This is a genomic window from Arthrobacter sp. sptzw42, from assembly GCF_059089685.1.
Window position 1 is genome coordinate 388,658 of the sequence record NZ_JBNHEX010000002.1, and the last position, 23,976, is coordinate 412,633.

A 23,976-nucleotide genomic window follows, 5' to 3' on the forward strand; every position below is an offset into this window, starting at 1 on the left:
CCTGTGACGCTGGTGCCCGCGCTGCGCGGCTGATGCCCTCCGGCAGGCGGACGTGCGGGGACATGAAACAATTGGCAGATGGCTGAAGACACTCAGGGTACAGACACGCCCAACACCGCCCCCATCAACGTTCCGGACAAGCCGGCCCTTGAAGGCCTCGAAGCTGCCTTGACGCAGCGCTGGCTTGCCGAGGGGACCTACAAGTTCAACAGGGAAACCACCCGGGAGCAGGTCTATTCGATCGACACTCCCCCTCCCACCGCTTCCGGATCACTGCACGTGGGGCACATGTTCTCCTACACGCAGACCGACGTGCTGGCGCGCTACCAGCGCATGACCGGCAAGAACGTCTTCTACCCCATGGGCTGGGATGACAACGGCCTGCCCACTGAACGCCGAGTGCAGAACTACTACGGCGTCCGCTGCGACCCTTCCATTCCGTACAACGCTGACTACCAGCCGCCGGCACAGCCAGCCAAGAACCAGCGTGACTTCGACGTCGTCTCCCGCAGGAACTTCATCGAACTGTGCGAGGAACTTGCCGTCGAGGACGAGAAGGTCTTCGAAAACCTGTTCCAGACCCTTGGCCTGTCCGTGGACTGGGAACTGACGTACCGCACCATCGACGACAACTCGCGCGCAGTCTCCCAGCGGGCCTTCCTGGCCAACCTGGCTGCGGGCGACGCCTACATGGCCGAGGCGCCCACCCTCTGGGATGTCACCTTCCGCACGGCCGTCGCGCAGGCCGAACTGGAGGACCGCGAGGTGCCCGGGGCGTACTACCGCTACCCGTTCTTCACCGAGGACGGGGAGAAGATCTACATCGAAACCACCCGTCCCGAACTGCTGGCTGCCTGCGCCGCACTGGTGGCGAATCCCGACGACGAACGGTACCAGCCGCTGTTCGGCAAGAAGGTCACGTCCCCGGTGTTCGGCGTCGAGGTTGAAGTTAAGGCCCACCCACTCGCCAAAGCGGACAAGGGGTCCGGCATCGCCATGGTGTGTACCTTCGGCGACCTGACTGACGTGACCTGGTGGCGCGAACTGCAGCTTCCTACCCGCGCCATCGTGGGGCGGGACGGCCGGATCATCAGCGAGGCTCCCGAATGGATCACCACCGACATCGGCCGGGAAGCCTTCGCCGCCATTGCGGGCAAGACCGTCTTCAGCGCCAAGGAAGAGGTGGTCAAGCTCCTCACCGCTGCGGACCTGCTCGAGGGCGAGCCCAAAAAGATCATGCACCCCGTCAACTTCTACGAAAAGGGCGACAAGCCCCTTGAAGTGGTGACATCCCGCCAGTGGTACATCCGCAACGGCGGCCGGGACGAGGACCGGCGTGAGCGGCTTATCGCCCGCGGCCAGGAAATCGACTTCCACCCCGCCTTCATGCGCTCACGCTATGAGAACTGGATCTCCGGCCTGAACGGTGACTGGCTGGTCTCCCGCCAGCGCTTCTTTGGCGTGCCCATCCCCGTCTGGTACCCCCTGGATGCCGACGGCAACCCGGACTACGACTCCCCCATCGTGCCGTCCGACGACCAGCTCCCCGTGGACCCGGCTGCCGACGCCGCCCCCGGCTTCGATGAAGCCCAGCGCGATGTTCCCGGCGGCTTCACCGGCGACGCTGACATCCTTGACACATGGGCTACGTCCTCCCTGACACCTAAGATCGTGGGCGGCTGGAAGCGTGATGAGGACCTGTTCGCGAAGGTGTTCCCGTTTGACGTCCGGCCCCAGGGCCACGACATCATCCGGACCTGGCTTTTTTCCTCGGTGGTCCGCGCGGACGCCCTGGAGAACAGCGCCCCGTGGAAGCATGCTGCCATCTCGGGCTGGATCCTCGACCCGGACCGCAAGAAGATGTCCAAGTCCAAGGGCAACGTGGTGGTCCCCACCGACGTCCTGGAGGAATACGGCTCCGACGCTGTCCGCTACTGGGCCGCTTCGGCGAAACTGGGGGCCGACACCGCCTACGAGATCGCCCAGATGAAGATCGGCCGCCGCCTGGCCATCAAGCTGCTGAACGCCTCGAAGTTTGTCCTGAACCTCGGCGCAACAGAAGCATCGGTGCTCTCCGGCGATCTACCGGTACTGACCAACCCCTTGGACCGGGCAGTTCTTGCCCAGCTCGCGGAGGTCGTGGCCCAGTCCACCAGGGCGTTCGAAAACTACGATTACGCCCGCGCGCTGCAGATCACCGAAAGCTTCTTCTGGCAGTTCACGGACGACTACGTGGAACTTATCAAGGACCGGGCATACGGCGCCGCGGGTGAGGCCGAACAGGCTTCCGTGCTCGCAGCACTGGCCACCACCCTGGACACCCTGCTCCGGCTGTTCGCACCGTTCCTGCCCTTTGCCACTGAAGAGGTCTGGGGATGGTGGCGCAACGGCTCGGTGCACCGGGCGCCGTGGCCCGCACCGCTGGACGTTCCCATCGGTGACACCACGATGCTTGCCACCGTCGGTGTTGCGCTGAGCGGAGTCCGCAAGGCGAAGTCCGAGGCAAAGGTCAAGCAGCGGACAGAGGTTCTCTCGGCCACCATCACGGCCTCCGAAGCGCTTACCGCACAGCTGGAGGCGGGGCTTGGCGACCTGAAGGCCGCGTCGAACGCCCGGGAAATTACCCTGCTGGTGGGCGACGGCGACCTGACGGTGAGCGACGTGGCCCTGGCTGCCTCGGAGGAGCCGGCCCAGGCCTGACCGGACTAACCGTCCCAGGGCAAAGGGGAAGCCCCATCAGCGTTTTGCCGTTGGTGGGGCTTCGACTTTTTCGGCCATCTGGTGACGCCTTGATGGTCTGGCAGAATCCTCAGAATCTTCAGGTCTTCCTACCTCGTCACTGGTAGCCTGCTTCTAACTTTGCCGATGGCTGCGTTTGAATACATGTCACTGAATCTTTGGTTTCTGCGTCCCTCTTCTTTCGAAGGGGGTAAAACCATTCTTGTCCTGCCCTCGGGGAAGCACAAGAGCCCCGGTGAAACTACAAACGAGTAGTTCCAGCGGGGCTCTTCGGCTCCCTGCCGCGGGGCCGGCACCACATGATCAGTCGAATTCGGGCCGCCCTGTGCGGCTGCGCTTGAGTTCGAAGAAGTGCGGGTAGGAAGCGATGGCCGTGGTGGCGTCCCAAAGCTTGCCTGCATCCTCGCCCCGCGGGATCCTGGTGAGGACCGGGCCGAAGAACGCCGTGCCGTTGAAAGCGACCACAGGCGTTCCCACGTCCTCGCCCACCAGCGAAATGCCTTCTTCATGGCTTGCACGCAGATCGGCATCGAAGGCATCGGTAGTGGCGGCTGCCGCCAGGTCGGCAGGCAGACCGCACTCCGCCAGCGCCTTCGTGATTACGACGGCGCGGTCCTTCTCGCCGCGCTCGTGGATCATCGAGCCCATGGCGTCGTACAGTGCCTTAACCGCTTCCTGGCCGTAGTCCTTCTGCGCCGCGATTATGACGCGGACCGGGCCCCAGGCGTTGTCCATGGATTCCCGGTAGGCGGGCTCGAGGTCACGGCCCTCGTTCAGGACGGCAAGGCTCATGACGTGCCATACAGTTTCAATGTCGCGGACGCCCTCCACTTCGCCAATCCACCGGGAAGTGATCCAGGCGAAGGGGCACAGCGGATCGAACCAGAAGTCCGCCTTGTTCCGTGCAGGTTCAGTACTGGCAGCAGCTTCAGTCATGGAGAGTCCTTCCGGGGTGGGTGGCTGCGCAGGGGGCAGCCACAACTGGCGTAGTGGTACGCCGCCTGTATCAACACGAGGGCCCGGGCAGGCGCCGGATCAGGCAGACTTCCGGCGCTTGGTGACGTGCGGGATCATGGTGGGCTCGGCGCCGTTGAGGACGACGTCCTCGGTGATGACCACGCTGGCCACATCTTCACGGCTGGGAAGATCGAACATCACAGGAAGCAGCACTTCCTCCATGATGGCGCGCAGGCCGCGGGCACCGGTGCCGCGTTCGAATGCCTGCTCCGCGATTGCGTCCAGGGCGGTGTCATCGAACACCAATTCCACGCCGTCGATCTGGAACATCTTCTGGTACTGCTTCACCAGCGCGTTCTTGGGCGTGGAAAGGATCTGAATCAGGGCGTCCCGGTCCAGATTGGACACGGTGGTGATCACGGGGAGCCGGCCGATGAATTCGGGGATGAGTCCAAACTTCAGCAGGTCCTCCGGCATCACTTCGCCGTAGGAGTCGATCTTCTTGCTGGCCTCATTCAGGGGCGCGCCGAAGCCGATCCCCTTCCGTCCGGACCGCGAGCCGATAATTTCCTCGAGGCCGGCGAAGGCGCCGGCGACGATGAACAGCACGTTGGTGGTGTCGATCTGGATGAATTCCTGATGCGGGTGCTTCCGGCCGCCTTGCGGAGGAACGGAGGCAACAGTGCCCTCCAAAATTTTCAGCAGGGCCTGCTGGACGCCCTCGCCGGAGACATCGCGGGTAATGGAGGGGTTCTCGCTTTTACGGGAGATTTTGTCGATCTCGTCAATGTAGATGATGCCCTGCTCGGCCTTTTTGACGTCGTAGTCGGCGGCCTGGATGAGCTTCAGGAGGATGTTCTCCACGTCCTCGCCCACGTAGCCGGCCTCGGTCAGGGCCGTGGCGTCGGCTACAGCGAAGGGCACGTTCAGGCGGCGGGCGAGCGTCTGGGCCAGGTAGGTCTTTCCGCAGCCGGTGGGGCCGATAAGGAGGATGTTGGACTTGGCGATCTCGACGTCGTCATGATGGCCGCCCTCGGCCAGAGTGCCTGACTTCGGCGCGTGGCCGGCCTGGATCCGCTTGTAATGGTTATAGACGGCGACGGCGAGGGAGCGTTTTGCAGGCTCCTGGCCGATCACATATTCCTGCAGGAAGTCGAAGATTTCGCGGGGCTTGGGAAGCTCGAAGCTGCCGAGGTCTGCAACTTCCGCCAGTTCTTCTTCGATGATTTCGTTGCAAAGCTCAATGCACTCATCACAGATGTAGACACCGGGCCCGGCAATGAGCTTGCGCACCTGCTTCTGGCTCTTTCCGCAGAAAGAGCACTTCAGCAGATCCGTGCTCTCGCCAATCCGAGCCATATGTGAACCCCTTAGTATTTTGCTGCCAGGCAGCCTTGCACCGTTGCTGGAATCCCACCCAGCCTGCGTGGACCGGTTGTGACAACATCCACTCTAGGTCACATTCGCTTCCGAGGGTGGAAGGAAAAGGCCGGTGGAGCCAAATGATTGGCGCCACCGGCGCTTTACTTTACCGCTACCTGCTGATGGCCTGCGGTTTGATCTTGCGTGAATCCAGGACCTGGTCGATCAGGCCGTACACCTGCGCTTCTTCTGCGGTGAGGATTTTGTCGCGTTCGATGTCGTTGTTGACCTGTTCGGACGTCCGGCCGGAGTGGTGCGCCAGCGTGTCCTCAAGCCAGGACCGCATGCGCATGACCTCGGCGGCCTGGATCTCAAGGTCCGAAGCCTGGCCGCCCTGGCCGCCGGACAGCGCCGGCTGGTGGATCAGGACGCGGGCGTTAGGCAGGGCCAGCCGCTTGCCGGGCGTACCGGCGGCCAGCAGGACGGCCGCAGCACTGGCCGCCTGGCCCAGGCATACAGTCTGGATCTCGGGGCGGATGTACTGCATGGTGTCGTAGATTGCCGTCATGGCGGTGAAGGAACCGCCGGGCGAGTTGATGTAAAGCGTGATGTCCCGGTCCGGGTCCGTGGACTCCAGGACCAGCAGCTGCGCCATGATGTCGTCAGCGGAAGCGTCGTCCACCTGGACTCCGAGGAAGATGATGCGGTCCTCGAAGAGCTTGGTGTACGGGTCCTGGCGTTTGAAGCCGTAAGGGGTCCGCTCCTCAAACTGGGGCAGGACATAGCGGCTGGACGGAAGATTACCGGCGGACCACCCGAAGTTGTAGTTCATGTTTTTGTTGCTCCTGATCTGAGTGTTCTTGTGCCGGTTTAGTTCTCGGAGGCTGATTCGCCTGAGGTGCCGTTCGACGAGGTGCCGCCGCCGCCGGCAACGGAGCCTGCGTGGGCAGCGATCTTGTCGAAGAAACCGTATTCAAGCGCCTCGGTGGCGGTGAACCACTTGTCGCGGTCGTTGTCCTTGAGGATGGTGTCCACAGTCTGGCCAGTCTGTTCCGCGGTCAGTTCCGCCATCACCTTCTTCATGTGAAGGATGAGTTCGGCCTGGATCTTGATGTCGGAAGCCGTGCCGCCGATGCCGCCGGAGGGCTGGTGCATCAGGACGCGTGCGTTCGGGGTGGCGTACCGCTTGCCCTTGGTGCCGGAGGAAAGCAGGAACTGTCCCATGGAAGCGGCAAGGCCTGTGGCCACGGTGACGACGTCGTTCGGGATGAACTGCATGGTGTCGTAGATCGCCATGCCCGCGGTGACGGAGCCGCCGGGAGAGTTGATGTAAAGGTAGATGTCCTTTTCCGGGTTTTCCGCGGAAAGGAGGAGCAGCTGCGAGCAGATGGCGTTGGCGTTCTCGTCACGCACCTCTGAGCCCAACCAGATGATCCGCTCCTTGAGGAGGCGGTTGTAGATGTAGTTGTCCTGGGCTGCAGGATCGACAGTAGCCATCCGGGGGGCCTCTGCGTGCTGTGACATGTGTATTTACCTCTCACTGGTGACGGTGACATCACTGAAAATCTCTACTTGGACACTAACCGGTTTCACTGACGTTTTGTTCGCGCACCGTGGGCTGTTCGCTGACGGCGCACGATCGGCGGGCCCCTGCTGGAAGCACGCTCCGGTCCAACGCAGACGGCCCCCGGATCCAGGGATCCGGGGGCCGTTCGAAATGCTTTACAGCAAGGAACCGCGTTTACGGCAAGGACTAGGCCTTGGCCTCTGCCTTGTCTTCCTCGACAGCAGCCTCGGGTGCTTCGGCTGCGTCGTCGGCCTCCACTGCCGGAGCTTCCTCTTCACCGCCGGGGTTGACGAAGCTGGTGAGGTCAACGGTCTTGCCCTCGGTGTCGGTCACTGTGGCCTGCCCGAGGACAACGGCCAGCGCCTTGCGGCGGCGGACCTCGGAGACCATCATGGGGACCTGGCCGCTCTGATCGATGATCTGGGCGAACTGGTTGGGGTCCATGCCGTACTGGCTGGCGGTGGTGACGATGTAGTCGATCAGCTCGTTCTGGCTGACGTTGACTTCTTCCTTCTCCGCGATGGCGTCGAGGATGATTTCGTTCTGGAAGGCGCGGGCAGTGTTGGCCCGGACCTCTTCGCGGTGCTCCTCGGTGTCGTGCTCGCCCTCACCGTGGCCGTTGCCCTCCTTGAAGTGGGCTTCGAGCTGCTCTTCGACCACCGAGTCCGGAACGGGAACCTCTACCAGCTCAACGAGCTTGTCCAGGACCTTGTCGCGGGCTTCGACGCCCTGCTCCACAACCTTGGAGTCGGCCGCCTGCTTGGCGAGGTCTTCGCGGAGCTCGGCAAGGGTGTCGAACTCGGACGCCAGCTGGGCGAAGTCGTCGTTGGCCTCGGGGAGTTCGCGCTCCTTGACGGCCTTGACCACTACCTTGACCTGAGCTGCTTCGCCGGCGTGGTCGCCGCCCACCAGGGTGGTGTTGAAGATGGCGTCTTCATCAGCGCTGAGGCCGGTGACGGCTTCGTCGAGGCCCTCGAGCATGGTGCCGGCGCCGACCTGGTAGGACAGGCCTGCGGCGGAGTCCACCTCTTCGCCGTCGATGCTGGCGTTGATGTCGATGGTGAGGAAGTCGCCGTCGGCAGCGGGACGGTCCACGGACTTCAGCGTGCCGAAGCGGCCGCGCAGTTCGTCCAGTGCCTTGTCAACGTCTTCATCCGAGGACTGGGCTGCAGCAACTTCAACCCGGATGCCGGCGTAGTCCGGAAGTTCGATTTCGGGGCGGACGTCAACCTCTGCCTGGAACTTCAGTTCGCCATCGGTGGAGGTGGGGTCTGGAACCTCGGTGATTTCCACCTCGGGACGGCTCAGGGGGCGGATGCCGGATTCCTGAACAGCGGACTGGTACCAGCCGTTGAGGCCTTCGTTGATGGCGGTTTCCAGGACGTAACCGCGGCCAACGCGCTGGTCGATGAGCTTGGCCGGCACCTTGCCCTTACGGAAACCGGGGACCTGGATCTGCGAAGCAACGGTCTTGTAGGCCTCGTCGATGCTGGGCTTCAATTCCTCAAAGGGGACCTCAACATTGAGCTTGACCCGCGTGGGGGTGAGGTTCTCGACAGCGCTCTTCACGGTCTAAGTACTCCTGGGTTTGTGGGATGGGTTTCTGCAAACGCAATGTTCTTGCCCGGGCCGGGGGCCAGGGCGGCAGAGTCGGGGTGACAGGATTTGAACCTGCGACTTCCTGCTCCCAAAGCAGGCGCTCTAGCCAAGCTGAGCTACACCCCGTAAGTGCACAGGCAAGTCTACGGTGATACGCGCCGTGTTTGCACATTTGACACGTAGGCCATGAATTAGGTTTAGTTATATCCGGCTTGAACAGCCAGCCCGGAGTTGCCAGCCTGCCGGCTCTACGCAGTGCAGATGGTTCTTCTTTCGGGGACGTAGCTTAATGGTAAAGCCTCAGTCTTCCAAACTGATTACGCGGGTTCGATTCCCGTCGTCCCCTCCACAAGTAAAAGGCCCCTCAGCTGAGGGGCCTTTTTGTTGCGCCGCGGCCCACGGCCGGCCTGTCGCTCCTACGACTGCTGGCAGTACGGGCACCAGTAGAGCTTGCGCGCCACCAGTTCGGCCATCAGCACGGTGGTGCCGCATACCCTGCAGGGCAGGCCGTTCCGCTTGTAGACGAAGTGGGCGTTTTCCCTGGCAGGAAAGGTGTCGCTCTTGAGCGAGGCATTCTCCGCCGCAGCCCTGGCCGTCCTGCCGTCTCCGGACCAGTACCGCGGCGTTGTAGTGATGATCCGCCCGTCCGCCACGCCGTCGCTCATGACGGAGACGACGTCGCGCCACAGCCTGCGTGCCACAGCGTCAGGGACGTTGGTGCCCGGCAGCCACGGATCGAGCCGCCGCCGGAAGAGGACCTCCGCCCGGTAGACGTTGCCCACCCCGGCGATGACCTTCTGGTCCATCAGCAGCGCGGCCACCGGCGTTGTGCGGCTTCGGAGCGTCTCAGCAAACCGCCCGGCATCCCCCCGCCGGTTCACCAGCGGATCCGGACCCAGCCGGGCCAGGACGGCGCCGGCTTCGCCGGCGGTGATGGTTTCGCAGGTGGTCGCCCCCCGCAGGTCGGCCCAGCCGTTGCTGCCGACAATCCGTACCCGGACTGCCCCCACCGGCGCCGGCGGACCGGCGTACACAGTGGAATCGCCGCCGTCGCCGTCCCCGAAGGTCTCCTGCTCCCCCACCCGGCGCGGGGCACCGATGCTGGAGGACCCTGTAAACGTGCTGTCCCCGCCGAAGGTCCAGGCCCCGTAAAGGCCCAGGTGGACGTGCAGCACCAGCGTGTGGTCAAAATGCAGGAACAGGTGTTTTCCGTGCGCTTCGGCAGCAACGAGGGTGTGCCCGTCCAGCAGCGCGGCTCCACCGGTAAACCTGCCCTGCGGGCTGGACACCGAGAGCCGCTGGCCACCGAAGACGTCCCCGAACTGCCGCGCCAGGCGCCGCAGTGTATGCCCTTCCGGCACTACTCGATGACCTCACCGGTAGTTTCGTAGGCGGCGATTTTGCCAATCCGGCGGACGTGCCGTTCATCGTTGCTGAACGGCTCGGCCAGGAAGGCTTCGATCAGCTCCGTTGCTTCCTCAACCGTGTGCTGGCGGCCGCCCACGGCCACCACGTTGGCGTCGTTATGCTCCCGCGCGAGGGTGGCGGTGGAGTGGTTCCATGCCAGGGCTGCCCGGATGCCCTTGACCTTGTTGGCCGCGATCTGCTCGCCGTTTCCCGACCCGCCCAGGACGATGCCGAGCGCGTGCACGCCGGCCTGCTGGTCTGCCACCACTGCGAGGGCCGCGTTGATGCAGAACGACGGGTAGTCGTCCAAAGCGTCGTAAACCTTGGGACCGTGGTCCACCACTTCGTAGCCCTTGGCGGTGAGGTGGGAAACCAGGTGGGCGCTGAGTTCCATGCCTGCGTGGTCGGTGGCAATGTGGACCCGCGGGAAGGCAGGGGAAGAAGTCACGAGCAGAATCCGTTCGGTGTGGGCGCTGGCGGCCGGCACGGAAGGTGCGGGCCGTGGTCAACAACACCCACAAGAATACTAGGACTCGGGCTTGCCGGCCGCGGCCGAACCGCCTCCGCGGTGTGCCCTCGCGGCCACCCGGGTCAGGACTTCGGCGAGCCGTGCAGCGGAGTCCTCGCTTCCGCTGCTCACTGCCAGGCTCTGCCCGTCGGTCTTTTTCACGACGACGGCGGGGCCGCTGCTGACCAGCATGGCTGCCGTTCCACTGTGGTGCCGGTAGCCCCACCCGCCGTAGTCGGCAGCGCGGACGTCCGCTGCGCTGGCTGCCGAGATGGCGCCGGCGGGGACATCCATGACGGGGACGACGCCGGCCAGCAGGACTTTCAGGCCCCGCCGGTCCGCCTTGATCCTGGCACACAGGAAAGCCGCGCCGATAACGGCCAGGACCACGAGCAGCACCCCAAGCCAGGGCACGGCGATGGCAATCAACGCGGCCGGAAACAGCGAGGCTATGCCGATCATGACGAAAACAGAACTGCGGGCATGGACCCAAAGCCGGATGCTGTCCCGTGCCAAATCGGGATCCAGCTCCCTGGCGATGGCAAGCTGGAGGGCCCTGTCGTCATTGGACGACCACTGCTGGTCCGCCTTGTAGACGAAGCCCATAATCACCCCCAGGGACACGGCGGCTCCGCTTCCCAGCGCAAGCACGGTGAGGTCCACCCGGGACTCCCGGGCGTCCGCCAGGCCGGTCTGCCCAACAAGGCCCGCAGCGAGCGCCGTGGCGACGAAGAGGCACAGGAAAAGTCCGGCGCCCATCATGATCCGGCGCATGGGCACGGGCCGGCTGAGCGGAAGGGCCTGGAAGAGGACCAGCCAGCCCGCGGCCACAATCAGCAGGGCGCCCACCGAGACATAGGCGGGAAAAGGCGCGAAGGCGGCGCCGCCGTCGTCCGTCCACCGGATGGCGAGCGGCTCAGGAAGGTCCGGCCGAAGCAGAAAAGCACACACTGCGAACGCGGCCCCGACCACCAGCGGGAACCCCGCGACAAAGCGCAGGGCCTTGGTGTCCACCGACTCCATGAACTTCCCCATGATTTAACGCTACTCCCGACGCCGGCCGCTGACTTGGTACCTCTCTCCGTACCCACTGTGAGCTGCGCTACCTGTTCGGGGGTAAAGGAATGCAAGAATGAGCAGTGCCGCCGCTGGGCACCGCCAGCCGGCAGACGCCATTATTCCGGAGGCCCCACTTTGCCAGGTATGAATCTGACCCGCGCCGAAGCCCGTGAACGTGCCGAACTGATCACCGTCCAGTCCTACGATGTCAGCCTGGACCTGACCCGCGGCGGGAAGGTCTTTGGCAGCACCACCACCGTGAAGTTCAGCGCGGAAGCCGGAGCCTCCACCTTCATCGACGCCGTCACCGCTGCGGTTCACAGTGTCACGCTCAACGGCCGCAGCCTGGATCCGGACACGGTGGCGGACGGCGTCCGGATCCAACTGCCGGATCTCGCGGAGGACAACGAGCTCACCATCGTGGCTGATGCGCCCTACATGAACACCGGCGAAGGCCTGCACCGCTTCGTGGACCCGGTGGACAACGAGGTGTACCTCTATACGCAGTTCGAGGTCCCGGATTCACGCAGGATGTTCGCGGTGTTCGAGCAGCCGGACCTGAAGGCTGCCTTTACGTTCACGGTCACCGCGCCCTCGCACTGGGATATTATCTCCAACTCTCCCACGCCGGTGCCCGTGGAAACCACCCCCGCGGACGACGGCGGTGCCCGCTCCGTGTGGTCCTTCTCCCCCACTCCGCGGCTCTCCTCCTACGTCACTGCCCTGATCGCCGGTCCCTACCAGTCCGTGCGCAGCGAGGTGAAGAGTTCCGACGGCCGGGTCATTCCGCTGGGGGTCTTCACCCGGAAGTCCCTGATGCAGTACCTGGACGCGGAGAACATCTTCGAGCTGACCCGGCAGGGCTTTGAGTTCTTTGAGGTGCAGTTTGGCTGCCCCTACCCGTTCGAGAAGTACGACCAGCTCTTCGTTCCGGAATTCAACGCCGGCGCCATGGAGAACGCCGGAGCCGTGACCATCCTCGAAGGCTACGTTTTCCGCAGCAAGGTCACCGGGGCGCAGATCGAACGCCGGGCCATCACGGTCCTCCACGAGCTCGCGCACATGTGGTTCGGGGACCTGGTGACCATGCGCTGGTGGAACGACCTGTGGCTCAACGAGTCCTTTGCCGAGTACATGTCCCACCTCGCCGCCGTCGAGGCCACGGAGTTCACCAGCGCCTGGACCACCTTCGCGTCGGTGGAAAAATCCTGGGCCTACCGCCAGGACCAGCTGCCCACCACTCATCCCATTTTCGCTGACATCAACGACCTCCAGGATGTTGAGGTGAACTTCGACGGCATCACGTACGCCAAGGGCGCCTCCGTCCTCCGCCAGCTGGTGGCGTGGGTGGGACCGGAGCAGTTCATGGCCGGGGTCCGTGAGTACTTCGCCAAGCATTCCTGGCAGAACACCGAGTTAAGCGATCTTATGGTTGAGCTGGAAAAGGCCAGCGGACGCGACCTGGACGACTGGGGCCGGCAATGGCTGGAGACAGCCGGCGTCAACACCCTCAAGCCGGACCTGGAAGTGGGCAGCGACGGGCTGCTCACCTCGTTCGCGATCCTGCAGTCCGCCGTCGAGGAGTGGCCCACCATCCGTCCGCACCGGCTGGCGGTGGGGTTTTACAACCTGAACGACGCCGGAAAGCTTGAGCGGGTGCACCGCGAGGAACTGGACGTGGACGGTGTCCGCACCGAGGTGCCTGCCCTGACGGGGATGGCACAGCCGGACCTGATCCTGGTGAACGACGACGACCTTGCCTACGCCAAGGTCCGGCTGGATGAAAGGTCCCTTGCCACCGCCACCGCCCATCTCAAGGACTTCAGCCAGAGCCTGCCGCGGACGCTGGTGTGGAACTCCGCCTGGGACGCCGCCCGGGATGGTGAGACCCCTGCACGGCGTTACGTGGAACTGGTCCTCGCCAACGTGGCCGCCGAGTCCGACTCCTCGGTGATCCTTGTCCAGCTCCGCCAGCTGGCCACCACCCTGAACTTCTACGTGGCTGAGGAGCACCGGGAGGCAACCACCGCGGCCGCGGCGGACCGGCTCTGGGAGCTGGCCTCCGAGGTACCCGCCGGCTCGGACGCCCAGCTGCAGTTCGTGAAATCCTTCGCCTTGCTGGCTGGCAACGGAAGCCAGCTGGACATCGTGGCGGGTCTCCTCGACGGTTCGCTGGTCCTGGACGGGCTGGCCGTTGACCAGGACCTGCGCTGGGAACTCCTGACGTCGCTGGTGGTGGGCGGCCGCCTGGGCCAGGACGGCATCGATGCCGAGCTTGCCCGGGACCACACGTCCACCGGACAGAACGCCGCCGCGCAGGCCAAAGCTGCAATTCCCACCCCCGAGGCGAAGGCCGCTGCCTGGGATTCGATCGTGGTGAAGGGCGAGCTGTCCAATGCCCTTCAGGGCTCCGCGGTCAGCGGGTTTATGCGCGTCCTGGACCGGTCGCTGCTGGAGCCCTACGCGGAAAAGTATTTCCAGGCGGTGCCCGCCATCGTCGAGACCCGGACCCACGCCCTTGCCCAGCAAATCGTCGTCGGGCTCTACCCCGCGCTGCTGACCACGCAGGCGACAGTTGATCGAACGGACGGCTTCCTGGCATTAATTCCGCCCCACAGCGCCGCCCTGCGCCGGATGATGCTGGAAAATCGCGACGGCGTTGCCAGGGCCCTGCGTGCCCGCGCCGCTGATGTCCTGCCCGGCGAAGCAGGGCCGGGCCTGTGAATTTCGGTGAGCACCACTATGCGTTGACGGTGCAGTGGACGGGCAACCAGGGGGAAGGGACGTCGTCGTACCGCGGCTATCTGCGGGACCACGACATCCTGATTCCCGGACTGCCGGTCCTCAAGGGTTCGGCCGATCCCACCTTCCACGGCGACCGGGCGCGCTACAACCCGGAGCAGCTGCTTCTCGCCGCCCTGGCGCAGTGCCACATGCTTTCCTTCCTGCACGTGGCGGTGAAGCACGGGGTGGTGGTGACGGACTACCGGGACGAGGCCGCCGGGCTGATGAAGCTCAACAGGGACGGCAGCGGCCAGTTCGAACGGGTGACGCTGCACCCGCAGGTTACGGTGGCAGACGAACAGCACGTGGCGATGGCCGCGCAGCTCCACCATGAAGCCAACCAGGTGTGCTTTATTGCCCGCAGCGTGAACTTTCCCGTGGAACACATGCCGGTGACGGTGGCGGCCTAGGACTGCCCGGGGCCTCCTGCCGGGCGTCAGCTTGTGTGTCCGCCCTGCAGGAGCCCAACCAGCCGCTTTTCCGTTTCCGGAGTTAGGCCCGCCTTGCGGGGCCGGTTCAGTCCGAGGCGGCGTTCATCAGCCAGCGCGTCGGCGAGTGTCTCCTGCCAGGGCCGGATCTTCAGGCCGGCATCAACGGGAGCCTTGTTGCTCCTGGCCATAAACCCCTCATGCCGGGGAGGGAGCCAGAGGGGCAGCGAGTCGGGCCCCGCCCAGTAGCCGACGCCCTGGTCCACGAGCCAGTCCCCGGCCGCCGGCACCACCTCGCCGCCATGGCCCGCCGCCTGCCGGGACGCTCTGATGTACTCCCCGAACGGTACCTGGTCCCCCAGCGCGTTCAGCGTTCCAGTGGTCCCCTGTTCTGCCGCGAGCAGGATCCAGGCGGCGAGGTCCCGTACATCGATGACTTGGGTGGCGTGGCTGTTGATGGCAGGGACGATGGCGGGACGGCCGTCCCGGGCAAAGCGGGCCGGCCAGTACCCGTAGCGGTCGGAACCGTCACCCGGTCCGCCGATCAGGCCCGCACGGCACACATGCGCTTTTCCGCCCGTTGCCCTGACGGTGGACTGCTCGATGGCGGCTTTGGACTCACCGTAGGTTTCCGGCGTCGAAGGAGTACCCGGCGCCAGCGGTGGGAGGAGGCCGGCGTCCTCAGCCGCGCCGGGAACCGATGCGTCGGCATAGACGGAGCAACTGGAGACGAAGGTCCAGTGGGCGGTGCGGTGGGCGATGGCGTCCAGCGCTTCGGTTGCGGGCACCGGATCGCGGGCGACGTCAATGACCTCATCCCACTTCCCCTTGACGCCGCGGTAGGCATCGGGACCGAGAGAGCGGTCAGCTTTCAGCCACGCCGCTCCCTCCGGAGGATCAGCCGCGGAACCACGGGCAAGGCACGTGACCTGATGCCCCCCGGCAACGGCCTGGCGGACAATTTCTGCTGACAGGAAGGCCGTCCCGCCGAGCACAAGAATACGCATGCAGCCACGCTACGGCGCTAGGGTTGAAGGAGAACAGAGCCTTCCGCGCCGGGCGAAACCGGCGCTCCGGAACCCTATCCCGGCGCCGCCGGGGAACCCCAGGAGTATTTCCCACCTATGGTCAGCATGTTGTCGATCCTTCCTTCCGCCGCCACCGCGCCCGACGGCATCAGCATCACGGGCATTGTGATCAGCCTCGGGGTGGGCGTTGCCATCTGGCTGGCTGCCACCTTTGTCATTTCCCGGATCACCACCCGCGTGGCCGCAGGCAGCAACTTCTTCAAGCGGCCCACGTTCAAGTGGGCGGCGCCGGCACTGCGCGCCCTGGACCATGAACGGCGGGTCCAGCGCGCGGAAACGATCGGTTCGCTGCTGAACAGCATCGTGGGCGTGCTGGTGGTGGTCATCACCAGCATGTATGTCCTGCAGAACCTGGACATCAACATCGCCCCGCTCCTCACCAGTGTGGGTATTTTGGGTGTAGCCATCGGTTTCGGCGCCCAACAGCTGATCCGCGACTTCCTCGCCGGGATTTTTATTACCATTGAAGACCAGTACGGAATCGGCGATGTCATCGAAACCAGCGAAGTTGTTGGTGTTGTGGAGTCCATGGGCCTGCGCATCACCCGCGTGCGGTCCGACGACGGCGCCATCTGGTACCTGCGCAACGGGGAGATCCTCCGCGTAGGCAACCGGTCCCAGGGCAACTACGTCCCGCTGCACGAGGGACCGGACGGCACCACGGACCAGGCAAGCGATCACGGCACCGAAACCAAAAAGACTGACCAAAAGGCCGGAGACTAGCAAATGACCATCCCCATCGAACCGCAGCGGCCCCGCCAGCTGATGCAGAACGATCCGTTCAGCCGGCCCGGCTACACCGACAACTTTTATGAAGCCGTAGGCGGCCACGAAACCTTCGTTAAACTGATTGACGTCTTTTACGACGGCGTCGCAACGGATCCGCTGCTGCGCCCGATGTACCCGGAAGAGGACCTGGCCCCGGCCAAACGGCGGTTCCTGATGTTCCTGGAACAGTACTGGGGCGGGCCCACCACCTACGGGGAAGAGCGCGGCCACCCCCGGCTGCGCATGCGCCACATGCCCTTCACGGTGACGCCCGAAGCCAAGGACCGCTGGCTCTTCCACATGCGCACGGCGGTGGACGCACTCGAACTGCCGCCGCTGTATGAGGGAACCCTCTGGGACTACATGGAGCGTGCAGCGCTGTCCATGGTCAACAGCCCCGCCGGCTAGCCGGCCGCAGGCTGGCGCGGCTGCCCCTGCGCGGCGCCCCTGCCGTCAGAGAAGCCCGCTTCCCGTCCGCGCCAGGACATGCCCGCGCGGGCCGCTGAGGCGGAACCAGCGGCCGGCGCGGTAGAGCTTCTGTTCGCCGGCCGCAAGGAAACCAAGGGCCAGGGCGGCAAAGGCGGCGCCGGCCGGCAGTCCGGAGTCATCGAGTTCCCTGCCCCACACCGCAGCCCGGGCGTTGTTGACGATCAGCGCCCCGGGCTTCTCCGGCACAATTCCTGCCACTTCCCCGATCCCTCCTTCTGCAGCCGTCCGCAGGGACGCATCGCTTCGCGAACCCAGCAGTTCCCACCCGCTGCGGGGGGCCCCGACACCGGTCCAGGACTCCGTGACGGTGGACGGCGGCACCGGCAGCTCGACGTCGTCCTGGCCCGCCCGCGCGATGCGGTCCAGCACCGCCGCCAGCGGAACAGTGACATCGGTGCCCGACGGTTCAGCCAGCGCCATGGTCCGCAGTCCCAGGATGGTGGGGGTCGATTCACCAAGCACCCGCGGCCGCAGCACGCAGACGTACGCGGCGAGAACGGAACCTGCCGCCTGAAGCCGGATGGCGCCGTCGTCAATGGTCTTCGCGCGCGTGGCGAAGGTTTTCAGGTCGGCGAGATCCTGCGGATCAGCGAACCGGAAGGAGGAGGTGAGTAGATCAGACACACCAAGAACACTACCGGCTGCACCTTTGTTGAGCGGTGCCGGGGCGCCGTCTAGAGTCAGACCATGACTGAAGCCGACGCCGAAATCCTGGCGCTTCCCAGCGAAGACCCCACCTCATCGCTCATCTCCCTGCTTGACCTTGGCGAGCTGGAGGGCGCCCGGACCGATGAGGACATCTTCCTGGGCCCGTCCCAGCAGCAGCCCCACCACCGGGTCTTCGGCGGACAGGTGCTGGCGCAGTCACTGATTGCGTCCATCCGGACCGTTGACCCTGCACGGTTTGTCCATTCCATGCACGGTTACTTCCTCCGCCCCGGGGATGCCAACAAGCCCATCACCTTCGGAGTCCAGCGCCTCCGCGACGGCCGGTCTTTTTCAGCCCGCCGGGTGCACGCATACCAGGAAGGCGTGCCCATCCTGTCGATGATTGCCTCGTTCCAAGGCGAGGACGAAGGCGTTGAGCACGGGTCCGTAATGCCCGGCGGCATTCCCGACCCGGAGTCACTGCCCAGCACGGCCGACCTGCTGGGCCAGTTCGACCACCCGGTGGCGCGGCACTGGGCCTATGAGCGGCCCTTCGACATCCGGCACGTTGACCCGCCGCTGTATGTATCGGCAAAAGGTGAAAGGGAAGCACGCAATGCGGTGTGGATGAAGACCTTCGGCCCTATGCCGGACAACCCCAACCTGCACCGCGCCGCCTTGGCTTACGCCAGTGATTACACCCTGCTGGAGTCCATCCTGCGCCGGCACGGGCTCAGCTGGATTACTCCCGGAATGAACGTGGCCAGCCTGGACCATGCCATGTGGTGGCACCGTCCCGCGCGGGTGGACGAGTGGCTGCTGTACGTCCAGGAATCGCCGAGCGCCCAGGGTGCGCGCGGGCTCGCCACCGGCAAAATCTTCAACCAGGCCGGACAGCACGTGGCCTCGGTGGCACAGGAAGGGATGGTCCGTGTGCCCACCGACCTGAAAAACAAGGTTGCGGGTGCATTCCAGTCAAAGGTGATGGAGCACCAGATCCGGAAAGCCGGCCGGGGCTAGCCTTCCGGTCTTCAGTCCCGGCCGGCTGTGCAGACGGCGCTCGGCCGGAGGCAGTTTTCGGGGGCTGCGTCCGGGGAACCGCAAACAGGCCGGGTAAAACGCAAACAGGCCGGCACCCGTGGGTGCCGGCCTGTTTCTGCCTGTAGCCGGTAACGCTTTTGCGTTCCCGGCGCCGGAGACGGTCAGTCGCGGGTCAGGCGGCGGTGCGTCACGCGGTGCGGCTTAGCCGCATCCGGGCCAAGGCGCTCCACCTTGTTTTCCTCGTACGATTCGAAGTTGCCCTCGAACCAGTACCACTTGGACGGATTTTCCTCGTCACCTTCGTAGGCCAGGATGTGGGTTGCCACCCGGTCCAGGAACCAGCGGTCGTGCGAGACCACCACGGCGCAGCCGGGGAATTCCAGCAGGGCATTCTCCAGGCTGCTGAGGGTTTCGACGTCAAGGTCGTTGGTGGGCTCATCGAGAAGCAGCAGGTTTCCGCCCTGCTTGAGGGTCAGCGCAAGGTTCAGCCGGTTGCGCTCACCACCGGAGAGCACACCTGCCTTCTTCTGCTGGTCCGGGCCCTTGAAGCCGAAAGCGGCGACATAGGCGCGGGAGGGCATCTCCACATGGCCTACCTGGATGAAGTCCAGGCCATCCGATACGACTTCCCACAGGGTCTTGTTGGGGTCGATGCCGCCGCGGCTCTGGTCGGCGTAGGAGATCTTGACGGAGTCACCGATTTTCAGGTCGCCGCCGTCCAGCGGTTCCAGTCCCACGATGGTCTTGAACAGGGTGGTCTTGCCGACGCCGTTGGGGCCGATAACACCTACGATGCCGTTGCGGGGCAGGCTGAAGGTCAGCCCGTCGATCAGTGTCCGGTCCTCGAAACCCTTCTGCAGGTTCTTGGCCTCGAGCACCAGGCCGCCCAGGCGGGGTCCCGGCGGGATCTGAATTTCTTCGAAGTCCAGCTTGCGGGTGCGGTCTGCTTCTGCAGCCATCTCCTCGTAGCGGGCCAGACGGGCCTTGGACTTGGTCTGGCGGCCCTTGGCGTTGGAGCGCACCCACTCAAGTTCCTCGCTGAGGCGCTTGGCCTGCTTGGCATCCTTCTTGCCCTGGATTTCCAGGCGCGCACGCTTCTTCTCCAGGTACGTGGAGTAGTTGCCCTCGTACGGGTACAGGTGGCCGCGGTCCACTTCGGCGATCCATTCCGCTACGTGGTCCAGGAAGTAGCGGTCGTGGGTGACGGCCAGGACTGCGCCGGCGTAGGTGGAAAGGTGCTGTTCGAGCCACAGCACGCTCTCTGCGTCCAGGTGGTTGGTGGGCTCGTCCAGGAGCAGCAGGTCCGGCTTCTGCAGGAGCAGCTTGCACAGGGCAACACGGCGGCGCTCACCACCGGAAAGGTTGGTGACGTCGGCGTCGGCCGGAGGGCAACGGAGCGCGTCCATGGCCTGCTCCAGCTGGGAGTCCAGGTCCCAGGCGTCCGCGGCGTCAATGGCTTCCTGCAGGTGTCCCATTTCCTCGAGGAGGGTGTCGTAGTCAGCATCCGGGCTGGCCATTTCCTCCGAGATTTCGTTGAAGCGCTGGATCTTGCCGTAGATCTCACCGACACCTTCCTGGACGTTGCCCAGGACGGTTTTTTCTTCGTTCAGGGGTGGTTCCTGGAGGAGAATGCCTACGGTGTAGCCGGGGCTGAGCCGGGCCTCGCCATTCGAGGGAGTGTCCAGCCCTGCCATGATCTTGAGGATGGTGGACTTACCGGCACCGTTCGGGCCCACAACACCAATCTTGGCGCCGGGAAAGAAGGACATGCTTACGTCGTCCAGAATGAGTTTTTCGCCAACGGCTTTTCGGGCCTTGGTCATTGTGTAGATAAATTCCGCCATGGTTCCAAATCTAGTGGGTTGGCGGGCATATCTCACATTCGGTGCGCCCGGATCAGGAGCCTACAAAGCACTTGCCGCTGGCCAGCACCGGAAGAACGGTCACCGTGACCGCACCTTCCCGGACCTGCCCGATGACACAGTCCCGGCCCTGCAGCACCGAGGCTTCGATGGCGTCAGCCTCCAGGCCAGTGGGGGTCCGGCTCTGGGAAACCTGCAAAGAAGCAGGCGCGATGCCCGCTCCGGTCAGGGCGTCCGTGACCTGGGCGGTGGCCGGCTTCGGTGATCCCGCAGCCAGACGTTCAAGGGCATCCGTTACGGTTTTCCTGACCGTTTCGGTGGCGGCGGCGTCTGCGTCAGCTGCCCGCTGCCCTCCGGGTCTCTCTGCCGGTGGTTCAGTATCCGCTGTCCCGGGCGCGGCCGTGCCTGCGGCACTGCCGGCGGTGGTTGGCGCGGCGATCACTGGTTCAGTTGCCCCGGGTTGGAGGACCGACTGCCCCCCGCCCACGCATCCCGCCAGCACGGCAGCCAGCGCGGCTCCGGCGACTGCTGCCACCAGGGGACGCGCGGCGAGGAACGGAGCGAACGGAGCGGCCGATGATAAACCTGACATACGTTCTTGCCGGTGGTCAGGAGTGGTCCGCATGGTGTCATTCTGCCATGCGGTCGGTCCGGCGCTGGATGCGCGGCCTGGGCGGGCAAGGCGCGGCCGGGGGTGCCGCGGTCCTGCCCGCCCAGGAATTCAGGGGCGACGTTGATACAGGGAATGCCTAGACTCCGGATTCGGCCAGTTCCCCCGTCTCCAGATCCAGCGCAAGCAGCTCGCCGTTGCTGTCCTCGATGTAGGCTGCGGCCGGATCGCCGTCGCCGGGAAGCTCTTCTTCGTTGTCCTCCGGCTGGTCGAAAGGACCATCCGGGTTGCGGTGGGGATCGGCCTCGAACCCCGGTTCCTGTTCCACAAACGAGAGGAGTGGCTTGGTGGAGGACCGGGTGAAATTTGCCGTGCCCCAGGTGAGGTCGTGGCCCACGGCGTCAGCGTCAATGGTGTGTGAGTAGTAGACCCGGCCGTCCTTTTCCCAGCTCCGGATCTTCAGCTTCCCCACCACGATGACTGGCTGGCCTTTCCTGATGCTGCAGCCCATGCTTCCCGCCAGGTGCCGGTAGCCCTGAACGAGGAACCAGTTCGTGTGGCCGTCCGACCACGTGCCCGATTCCTTGTCATAGCGGCGGGAGTTGGATCCGATGCGGAAGGAGGCGGTGGCCACTCCCCCCGTTGTGGTGGAGCTCTTGATCTCGGTGGCAACGAAGCCCCGGATCGTTATGGTGTCGCTCATCTCTTCGTCCTGTCTTCTAGTGATGCCTCAGCAGGCAAAACCAGCATCGCGCCCGCGCCGGGCGCAGCGGGAGGCAGCACTTTGCCTATGTGCACAACCCGGCCCCTGGTGTGCCTGTGGAGGAAGAGTCCGCCGCTGCACTCAGTGACGGCACCTGCACTCTAGGCAATGTAAACTTTTTGAGGCGCCGGACTTCAGCTCCGGAGCCATTTGCCTCAGTAGCTCAGGGGATAGAGCAGCGGCCTTCTAATCCGCCGGTCGGGGGTTCGATTCCCTCCTGGGGCACTTCGAGAAGCGGCTTTGGCCTGCGGGATGCAGGCGAAAGCCGCTTCCTGTGTGTTCTGCCCGGGTCCGTAGTCAGCGGCGCACGCCAACGGTGGCGCGATGCTAGGACTGCAGCCGGTGCGGTGCCTCCAGGAGGGACCGCACCACACTGCCGGCGGCCCCCAGCAGGGCGCCATTCTCCCCGGCGGCAGCCGTGGTGATGTGCTCGGGCAGAAACTTCCCCGGCGCATACCGGCTGAGGCTGTCCAGCAGCGGCGGGCGCAGCCACCGCTCGAGGACGGCGAAGTGCCCACCGAGCACCACCGCCCTGATATCCACCACCCGCGATGCGGACGCAACGGCCACGCCCAAGGACTGCCCGGCTCTCCGGACGGCCAGCAGCGCGGCGGGTTCGCCGGCGGAGAGCGCTTTTGTCAGGGCAGACATGCTTTCGGACCTTGATTGCCGTTTGGCTGCTATGCCCGCCGCTGAAAAGATGGCGTCCTGCCCCGCTACAGTCTCCAGGCAGCCTGTCCCGCCGCAGGAGCAGGCGCTGCCGTCAGGGTCGACAACTATATGGCCCACCTCCCCCGCATGCCCTTCCGGACCGGTGAAGAGCTCAGACCTGATGACCAGCCCGCCGCCGACGCCCACTTCGCCGGAGATGAAGAGGAAGTCCTTCCTGCCACTGGCGCCGCGGGCCAACTCCGCAAGGGCAGCAGCATTAGCTTCATTGAAGAGCCTGACACCCAATGGCAGGCCGGGGAGCAAACCGGCAACGTCAAGCTTTGCGTCCCGCCAGCCCAGGTTAGGGGCAGTGATGACGGTGGAAGTCCCGTCGTCGACAAGTCCAGGAACCGCGAGTCCTCCGCCCAGGATTTCGACCCCCTTCGCCGAGGCCGCCTTCCGCACGCCGGCGGCCAACGCTGCCAGGGCAGTCATCACCGCCCCACTGGCACTGTCCCGGTTATCCAGTTCACGGATCTCCTGAACCACTTCGGCTCCGGTCAGATCCGTAACGCCCGCGGCAATGTAGTCAACGTTGATTTCCATGCCCATAACGCCCCGCGCCGGATTCATTTCCAGCCCCACGCCCGGCCGGCCCCGTTCCCCCTGGGGGTTCAGGCCTAATTCCCGCAGGATTCCGGCGTCGAGGAGGTCCAGGACAATGCTTGATACTGACGCCTTGGTCAGCCCGGTGGCGGCGGCAATCTGGGCCCGGGTGAGGTGGGACGCCGTGGAGGACGCGGCCACCGTGCTGAGGACCAGGGCAAGGTTGCTCCTGCGTACGTCTCCCATGCTGCCCGGGGCTGCGGCATTGGACGGTGCGGGCGCTGTGGCCGTGTTCGCCATGCCGTTCTCCCTCATCGATGCGGGACCGTTGTCGGGTTCCCAATTAGCTATTGACCCTAGCGTACCGATGCTTATATAGTTCAGGCAATAAACTAACTGGCCGGACAATCGGCGCAACCAAGTGCAAGGACGCATCATGACTCTTTCCCCTACCCCTGCTGATAAGTTCACTTTTGGTCTGTGGACTGTGGGCTGGACCGGCGCTGACCCGTTTGGTGTGGCTACCCGTGCGGCGCTGGATCCGGTGGAGGCGGTGCACCGGCTCGCTGAGCTGGGCGCGTATGGCATCACGTTCCACGACAATGACCTGGTTCCCTTTGAGGCCACGGCCTCGGAGCGGGAGCTGATCCTGAAGAACTTCAAGGCGGCGCTGGCCGAGACCGGTTTGAAGGTCCCGATGGTGACCACGAACCTGTTCAGCCACCCGGTGTTCAAGGACGGCGGGTTCACCTCCAATGACCGTTCCATCCGACGCTTTGCCCTGTCCAAGGTCTTGCGGAACATCGATTCGGCCGCGGAGTTCGGCGCCGAAACGTTCGTGATGTGGGGCGGGCGTGAAGGCAGCGAATACGACGGGTCCAAGGACCTCGCCGCGGCCCTGGACCGGATGCGCGAGGGTGTGGACACCGCCGCGGCCTACATCAAGGACAAGGGCTACAACCTGCGCATCGCCCTGGAGCCCAAGCCCAACGAACCCCGCGGCGATATCTTCCTGCCCACCGTCGGCCACGGCCTGGCGT

At 64.8% G+C, this 23,976-nt stretch carries 21 protein-coding genes and 3 tRNA genes; 9 read left to right on the plus strand and 15 right to left on the minus strand.

Annotated elements, in window-relative coordinates; all coding sequences use genetic code 11:
* Positions 1-78: 78 nt before the first annotated feature.
* Positions 79-2,700, plus strand: a complete 2,622-nt coding sequence (gene valS, locus AC5RT4_RS03920) for a valine--tRNA ligase (protein ID WP_494039895.1) — start codon at positions 79-81, stop codon at positions 2,698-2,700.
* A gap of 342 nt (positions 2,701-3,042) precedes the next feature.
* Here the strand turns inward: valS and AC5RT4_RS03925 are convergent, their stop codons facing one another.
* From AC5RT4_RS03925 to AC5RT4_RS03950, 6 genes are all read right to left on the minus strand, one after another.
* Entirely contained in the window at positions 3,043-3,675 is a 633-nt protein-coding gene (locus AC5RT4_RS03925; RefSeq protein ID WP_494039896.1) for a mycothiol-dependent nitroreductase Rv2466c family protein, read from the minus strand.
* A gap of 99 nt (positions 3,676-3,774) precedes the next feature.
* Positions 3,775-5,055, minus strand: coding sequence for an ATP-dependent Clp protease ATP-binding subunit ClpX (gene clpX, locus AC5RT4_RS03930; protein ID WP_494039897.1), 1,281 nt, complete (start codon positions 5,053-5,055; stop codon positions 3,775-3,777).
* Between the two features lie 175 nt (positions 5,056-5,230).
* Positions 5,231-5,890 carry an ATP-dependent Clp protease proteolytic subunit gene (locus tag AC5RT4_RS03935; RefSeq protein ID WP_494039898.1) on the minus strand — a complete coding sequence of 220 codons (660 nt, stop codon included), beginning with the start codon at positions 5,888-5,890 and terminating at the stop codon, positions 5,231-5,233.
* A gap of 38 nt (positions 5,891-5,928) precedes the next feature.
* A complete protein-coding gene (locus AC5RT4_RS03940) occupies positions 5,929-6,555 on the minus strand; it encodes an ATP-dependent Clp protease proteolytic subunit (protein WP_494040145.1) in 627 nt (208 codons plus the stop codon).
* 256 nt (positions 6,556-6,811) lie between these two features.
* Positions 6,812-8,194, minus strand: a complete 1,383-nt coding sequence (gene tig, locus AC5RT4_RS03945; RefSeq protein WP_494039899.1) for a trigger factor — start codon at positions 8,192-8,194, stop codon at positions 6,812-6,814.
* An 81-nt stretch (positions 8,195-8,275) separates the two neighbouring features.
* Positions 8,276-8,350 (minus strand) — tRNA-Pro (locus tag AC5RT4_RS03950).
* Between the two features lie 149 nt (positions 8,351-8,499).
* On the opposite strand from AC5RT4_RS03950, the gene AC5RT4_RS03955 reads away from it, so the two are divergent.
* A tRNA-Gly gene (locus AC5RT4_RS03955) sits at positions 8,500-8,573 on the plus strand.
* Positions 8,574-8,640: 67 nt separating this feature from the next.
* Here the strand turns inward: AC5RT4_RS03955 and AC5RT4_RS03960 are convergent.
* From AC5RT4_RS03960 to AC5RT4_RS03970, 3 genes are all read right to left on the minus strand, one after another.
* Entirely contained in the window at positions 8,641-9,585 is a 945-nt protein-coding gene (locus AC5RT4_RS03960) for an Fpg/Nei family DNA glycosylase (protein WP_494104893.1), read from the minus strand.
* Positions 9,585-10,079: a ribose-5-phosphate isomerase gene (locus AC5RT4_RS03965; RefSeq protein WP_494039901.1), complete on the minus strand. Its 495-nt coding sequence runs from the start codon at positions 10,077-10,079 to the stop codon at positions 9,585-9,587. The genes AC5RT4_RS03960 and AC5RT4_RS03965 overlap by 1 nt, the downstream gene beginning before the upstream one ends.
* A 78-nt stretch (positions 10,080-10,157) precedes the next feature.
* Positions 10,158-11,174, minus strand: a complete 1,017-nt coding sequence (locus tag AC5RT4_RS03970; RefSeq protein ID WP_494039902.1) for a hypothetical protein — start codon at positions 11,172-11,174, stop codon at positions 10,158-10,160.
* A gap of 168 nt (positions 11,175-11,342) precedes the next feature.
* Here AC5RT4_RS03970 and pepN point away from each other — a divergent pair, with 168 nt between their 5' ends.
* Both pepN and AC5RT4_RS03980 read left to right on the plus strand, forming a co-directional pair.
* Entirely contained in the window at positions 11,343-13,922 is a 2,580-nt protein-coding gene (gene pepN, locus AC5RT4_RS03975; RefSeq protein ID WP_494039903.1) for an aminopeptidase N, read from the plus strand.
* On the plus strand, positions 13,919-14,392 hold the full coding sequence (locus tag AC5RT4_RS03980) for an OsmC family protein (protein WP_494039904.1): 474 nt from the start codon (positions 13,919-13,921) through the stop codon (positions 14,390-14,392). Before pepN ends, AC5RT4_RS03980 begins: the two co-directional genes overlap by 4 nt.
* Before the next feature lie 26 nt (positions 14,393-14,418).
* On the opposite strand, the gene AC5RT4_RS03985 is transcribed toward AC5RT4_RS03980, so the two are convergent.
* Positions 14,419-15,417 (minus strand): NAD-dependent epimerase/dehydratase family protein, encoded by a 999-nt coding sequence (locus tag AC5RT4_RS03985; RefSeq protein WP_494039905.1) that lies wholly within the window; start codon positions 15,415-15,417, stop codon positions 14,419-14,421.
* 117 nt (positions 15,418-15,534) lie between these two features.
* Here AC5RT4_RS03985 and AC5RT4_RS03990 point away from each other — a divergent pair, with 117 nt between their 5' ends.
* Together AC5RT4_RS03990 and AC5RT4_RS03995 are read left to right on the plus strand one after the other, a co-directional pair.
* The gene (locus AC5RT4_RS03990; RefSeq protein WP_494039906.1) at positions 15,535-16,221 is read left to right on the plus strand and encodes a mechanosensitive ion channel family protein; all 687 of its coding nucleotides are present in this window, start codon (positions 15,535-15,537) and stop codon (positions 16,219-16,221) included.
* A gap of 3 nt (positions 16,222-16,224) precedes the next feature.
* Positions 16,225-16,674, plus strand: coding sequence for a globin (locus tag AC5RT4_RS03995; RefSeq protein ID WP_494039907.1), 450 nt, complete (start codon positions 16,225-16,227; stop codon positions 16,672-16,674).
* A 45-nt stretch (positions 16,675-16,719) separates the two neighbouring features.
* On the opposite strand, the gene AC5RT4_RS04000 is transcribed toward AC5RT4_RS03995, so the two are convergent.
* Positions 16,720-17,379: a DUF8185 domain-containing protein gene (locus tag AC5RT4_RS04000; protein ID WP_494039908.1), complete on the minus strand. Its 660-nt coding sequence runs from the start codon at positions 17,377-17,379 to the stop codon at positions 16,720-16,722.
* Between the two features lie 63 nt (positions 17,380-17,442).
* On the opposite strand from AC5RT4_RS04000, the gene AC5RT4_RS04005 reads away from it, so the two are divergent.
* Positions 17,443-18,423 (plus strand): acyl-CoA thioesterase, encoded by a 981-nt coding sequence (locus AC5RT4_RS04005; protein ID WP_494039909.1) that lies wholly within the window; start codon positions 17,443-17,445, stop codon positions 18,421-18,423.
* A gap of 182 nt (positions 18,424-18,605) precedes the next feature.
* Here the strand turns inward: AC5RT4_RS04005 and ettA are convergent, their stop codons facing one another.
* From ettA to AC5RT4_RS04020, 3 genes are all read right to left on the minus strand, one after another.
* Positions 18,606-20,288: an energy-dependent translational throttle protein EttA gene (gene ettA, locus AC5RT4_RS04010; RefSeq protein WP_494039910.1), complete on the minus strand. Its 1,683-nt coding sequence runs from the start codon at positions 20,286-20,288 to the stop codon at positions 18,606-18,608.
* A 52-nt stretch (positions 20,289-20,340) separates the two neighbouring features.
* Positions 20,341-20,931 (minus strand): DUF6993 domain-containing protein, encoded by a 591-nt coding sequence (locus AC5RT4_RS04015; RefSeq protein WP_494039911.1) that lies wholly within the window; start codon positions 20,929-20,931, stop codon positions 20,341-20,343.
* Positions 20,932-21,055: 124 nt separating this feature from the next.
* Positions 21,056-21,619 (minus strand): single-stranded DNA-binding protein, encoded by a 564-nt coding sequence (locus tag AC5RT4_RS04020; protein ID WP_494039912.1) that lies wholly within the window; start codon positions 21,617-21,619, stop codon positions 21,056-21,058.
* 212 nt (positions 21,620-21,831) lie between these two features.
* Between AC5RT4_RS04020 and AC5RT4_RS04025 the strand changes: the two genes are divergently transcribed.
* Positions 21,832-21,904, plus strand: a tRNA-Arg gene (locus AC5RT4_RS04025).
* Between the two features lie 102 nt (positions 21,905-22,006).
* On the opposite strand, the gene AC5RT4_RS04030 is transcribed toward AC5RT4_RS04025, so the two are convergent.
* Positions 22,007-23,236, minus strand: coding sequence for an ROK family protein (locus AC5RT4_RS04030; protein ID WP_494104894.1), 1,230 nt, complete (start codon positions 23,234-23,236; stop codon positions 22,007-22,009).
* 136 nt (positions 23,237-23,372) lie between these two features.
* Here AC5RT4_RS04030 and AC5RT4_RS04035 point away from each other — a divergent pair.
* Positions 23,373-23,976 (plus strand): TIM barrel protein (locus AC5RT4_RS04035; RefSeq protein ID WP_494104895.1); only part of this gene is annotated, 604 nt, incomplete at its 3' end.

Excerpts from the sequence above, each read along its gene's own strand:
- valS (WP_494039895.1), top strand. The coding sequence starts at position 79 with ATGGCTGAAGACACTCAGGGTACAGACACGCCCAACACCGCCCCCATC.
- AC5RT4_RS03925 (WP_494039896.1), bottom strand. The coding sequence starts at position 3,675 with ATGACTGAAGCTGCTGCCAGTACTGAACCTGCACGGAACAAGGCGGAC.
- clpX (WP_494039897.1), bottom strand. The coding sequence starts at position 5,055 with ATGGCTCGGATTGGCGAGAGCACGGATCTGCTGAAGTGCTCTTTCTGC.
- AC5RT4_RS03935 (WP_494039898.1), bottom strand. The coding sequence starts at position 5,890 with ATGAACTACAACTTCGGGTGGTCCGCCGGTAATCTTCCGTCCAGCCGC.
- AC5RT4_RS03940 (WP_494040145.1), bottom strand. The coding sequence starts at position 6,555 with ATGGCTACTGTCGATCCTGCAGCCCAGGACAACTACATCTACAACCGC.
- AC5RT4_RS03970 (WP_494039902.1), bottom strand. The coding sequence starts at position 11,174 with ATGGGGAAGTTCATGGAGTCGGTGGACACCAAGGCCCTGCGCTTTGTC.
- pepN (WP_494039903.1), top strand. The coding sequence starts at position 11,343 with ATGAATCTGACCCGCGCCGAAGCCCGTGAACGTGCCGAACTGATCACC.
- AC5RT4_RS03985 (WP_494039905.1), bottom strand. The coding sequence starts at position 15,417 with ATGCGTATTCTTGTGCTCGGCGGGACGGCCTTCCTGTCAGCAGAAATT.
- AC5RT4_RS03990 (WP_494039906.1), top strand. The coding sequence starts at position 15,535 with ATGGTCAGCATGTTGTCGATCCTTCCTTCCGCCGCCACCGCGCCCGAC.
- AC5RT4_RS03995 (WP_494039907.1), top strand. The coding sequence starts at position 16,225 with ATGACCATCCCCATCGAACCGCAGCGGCCCCGCCAGCTGATGCAGAAC.
- AC5RT4_RS04005 (WP_494039909.1), top strand. The coding sequence starts at position 17,443 with ATGACTGAAGCCGACGCCGAAATCCTGGCGCTTCCCAGCGAAGACCCC.
- ettA (WP_494039910.1), bottom strand. The coding sequence starts at position 20,288 with ATGGCGGAATTTATCTACACAATGACCAAGGCCCGAAAAGCCGTTGGC.
- AC5RT4_RS04015 (WP_494039911.1), bottom strand. The coding sequence starts at position 20,931 with ATGCGGACCACTCCTGACCACCGGCAAGAACGTATGTCAGGTTTATCA.
- AC5RT4_RS04020 (WP_494039912.1), bottom strand. The coding sequence starts at position 21,619 with ATGAGCGACACCATAACGATCCGGGGCTTCGTTGCCACCGAGATCAAG.
- AC5RT4_RS04030 (WP_494104894.1), bottom strand. The coding sequence starts at position 23,236 with ATGGCGAACACGGCCACAGCGCCCGCACCGTCCAATGCCGCAGCCCCG.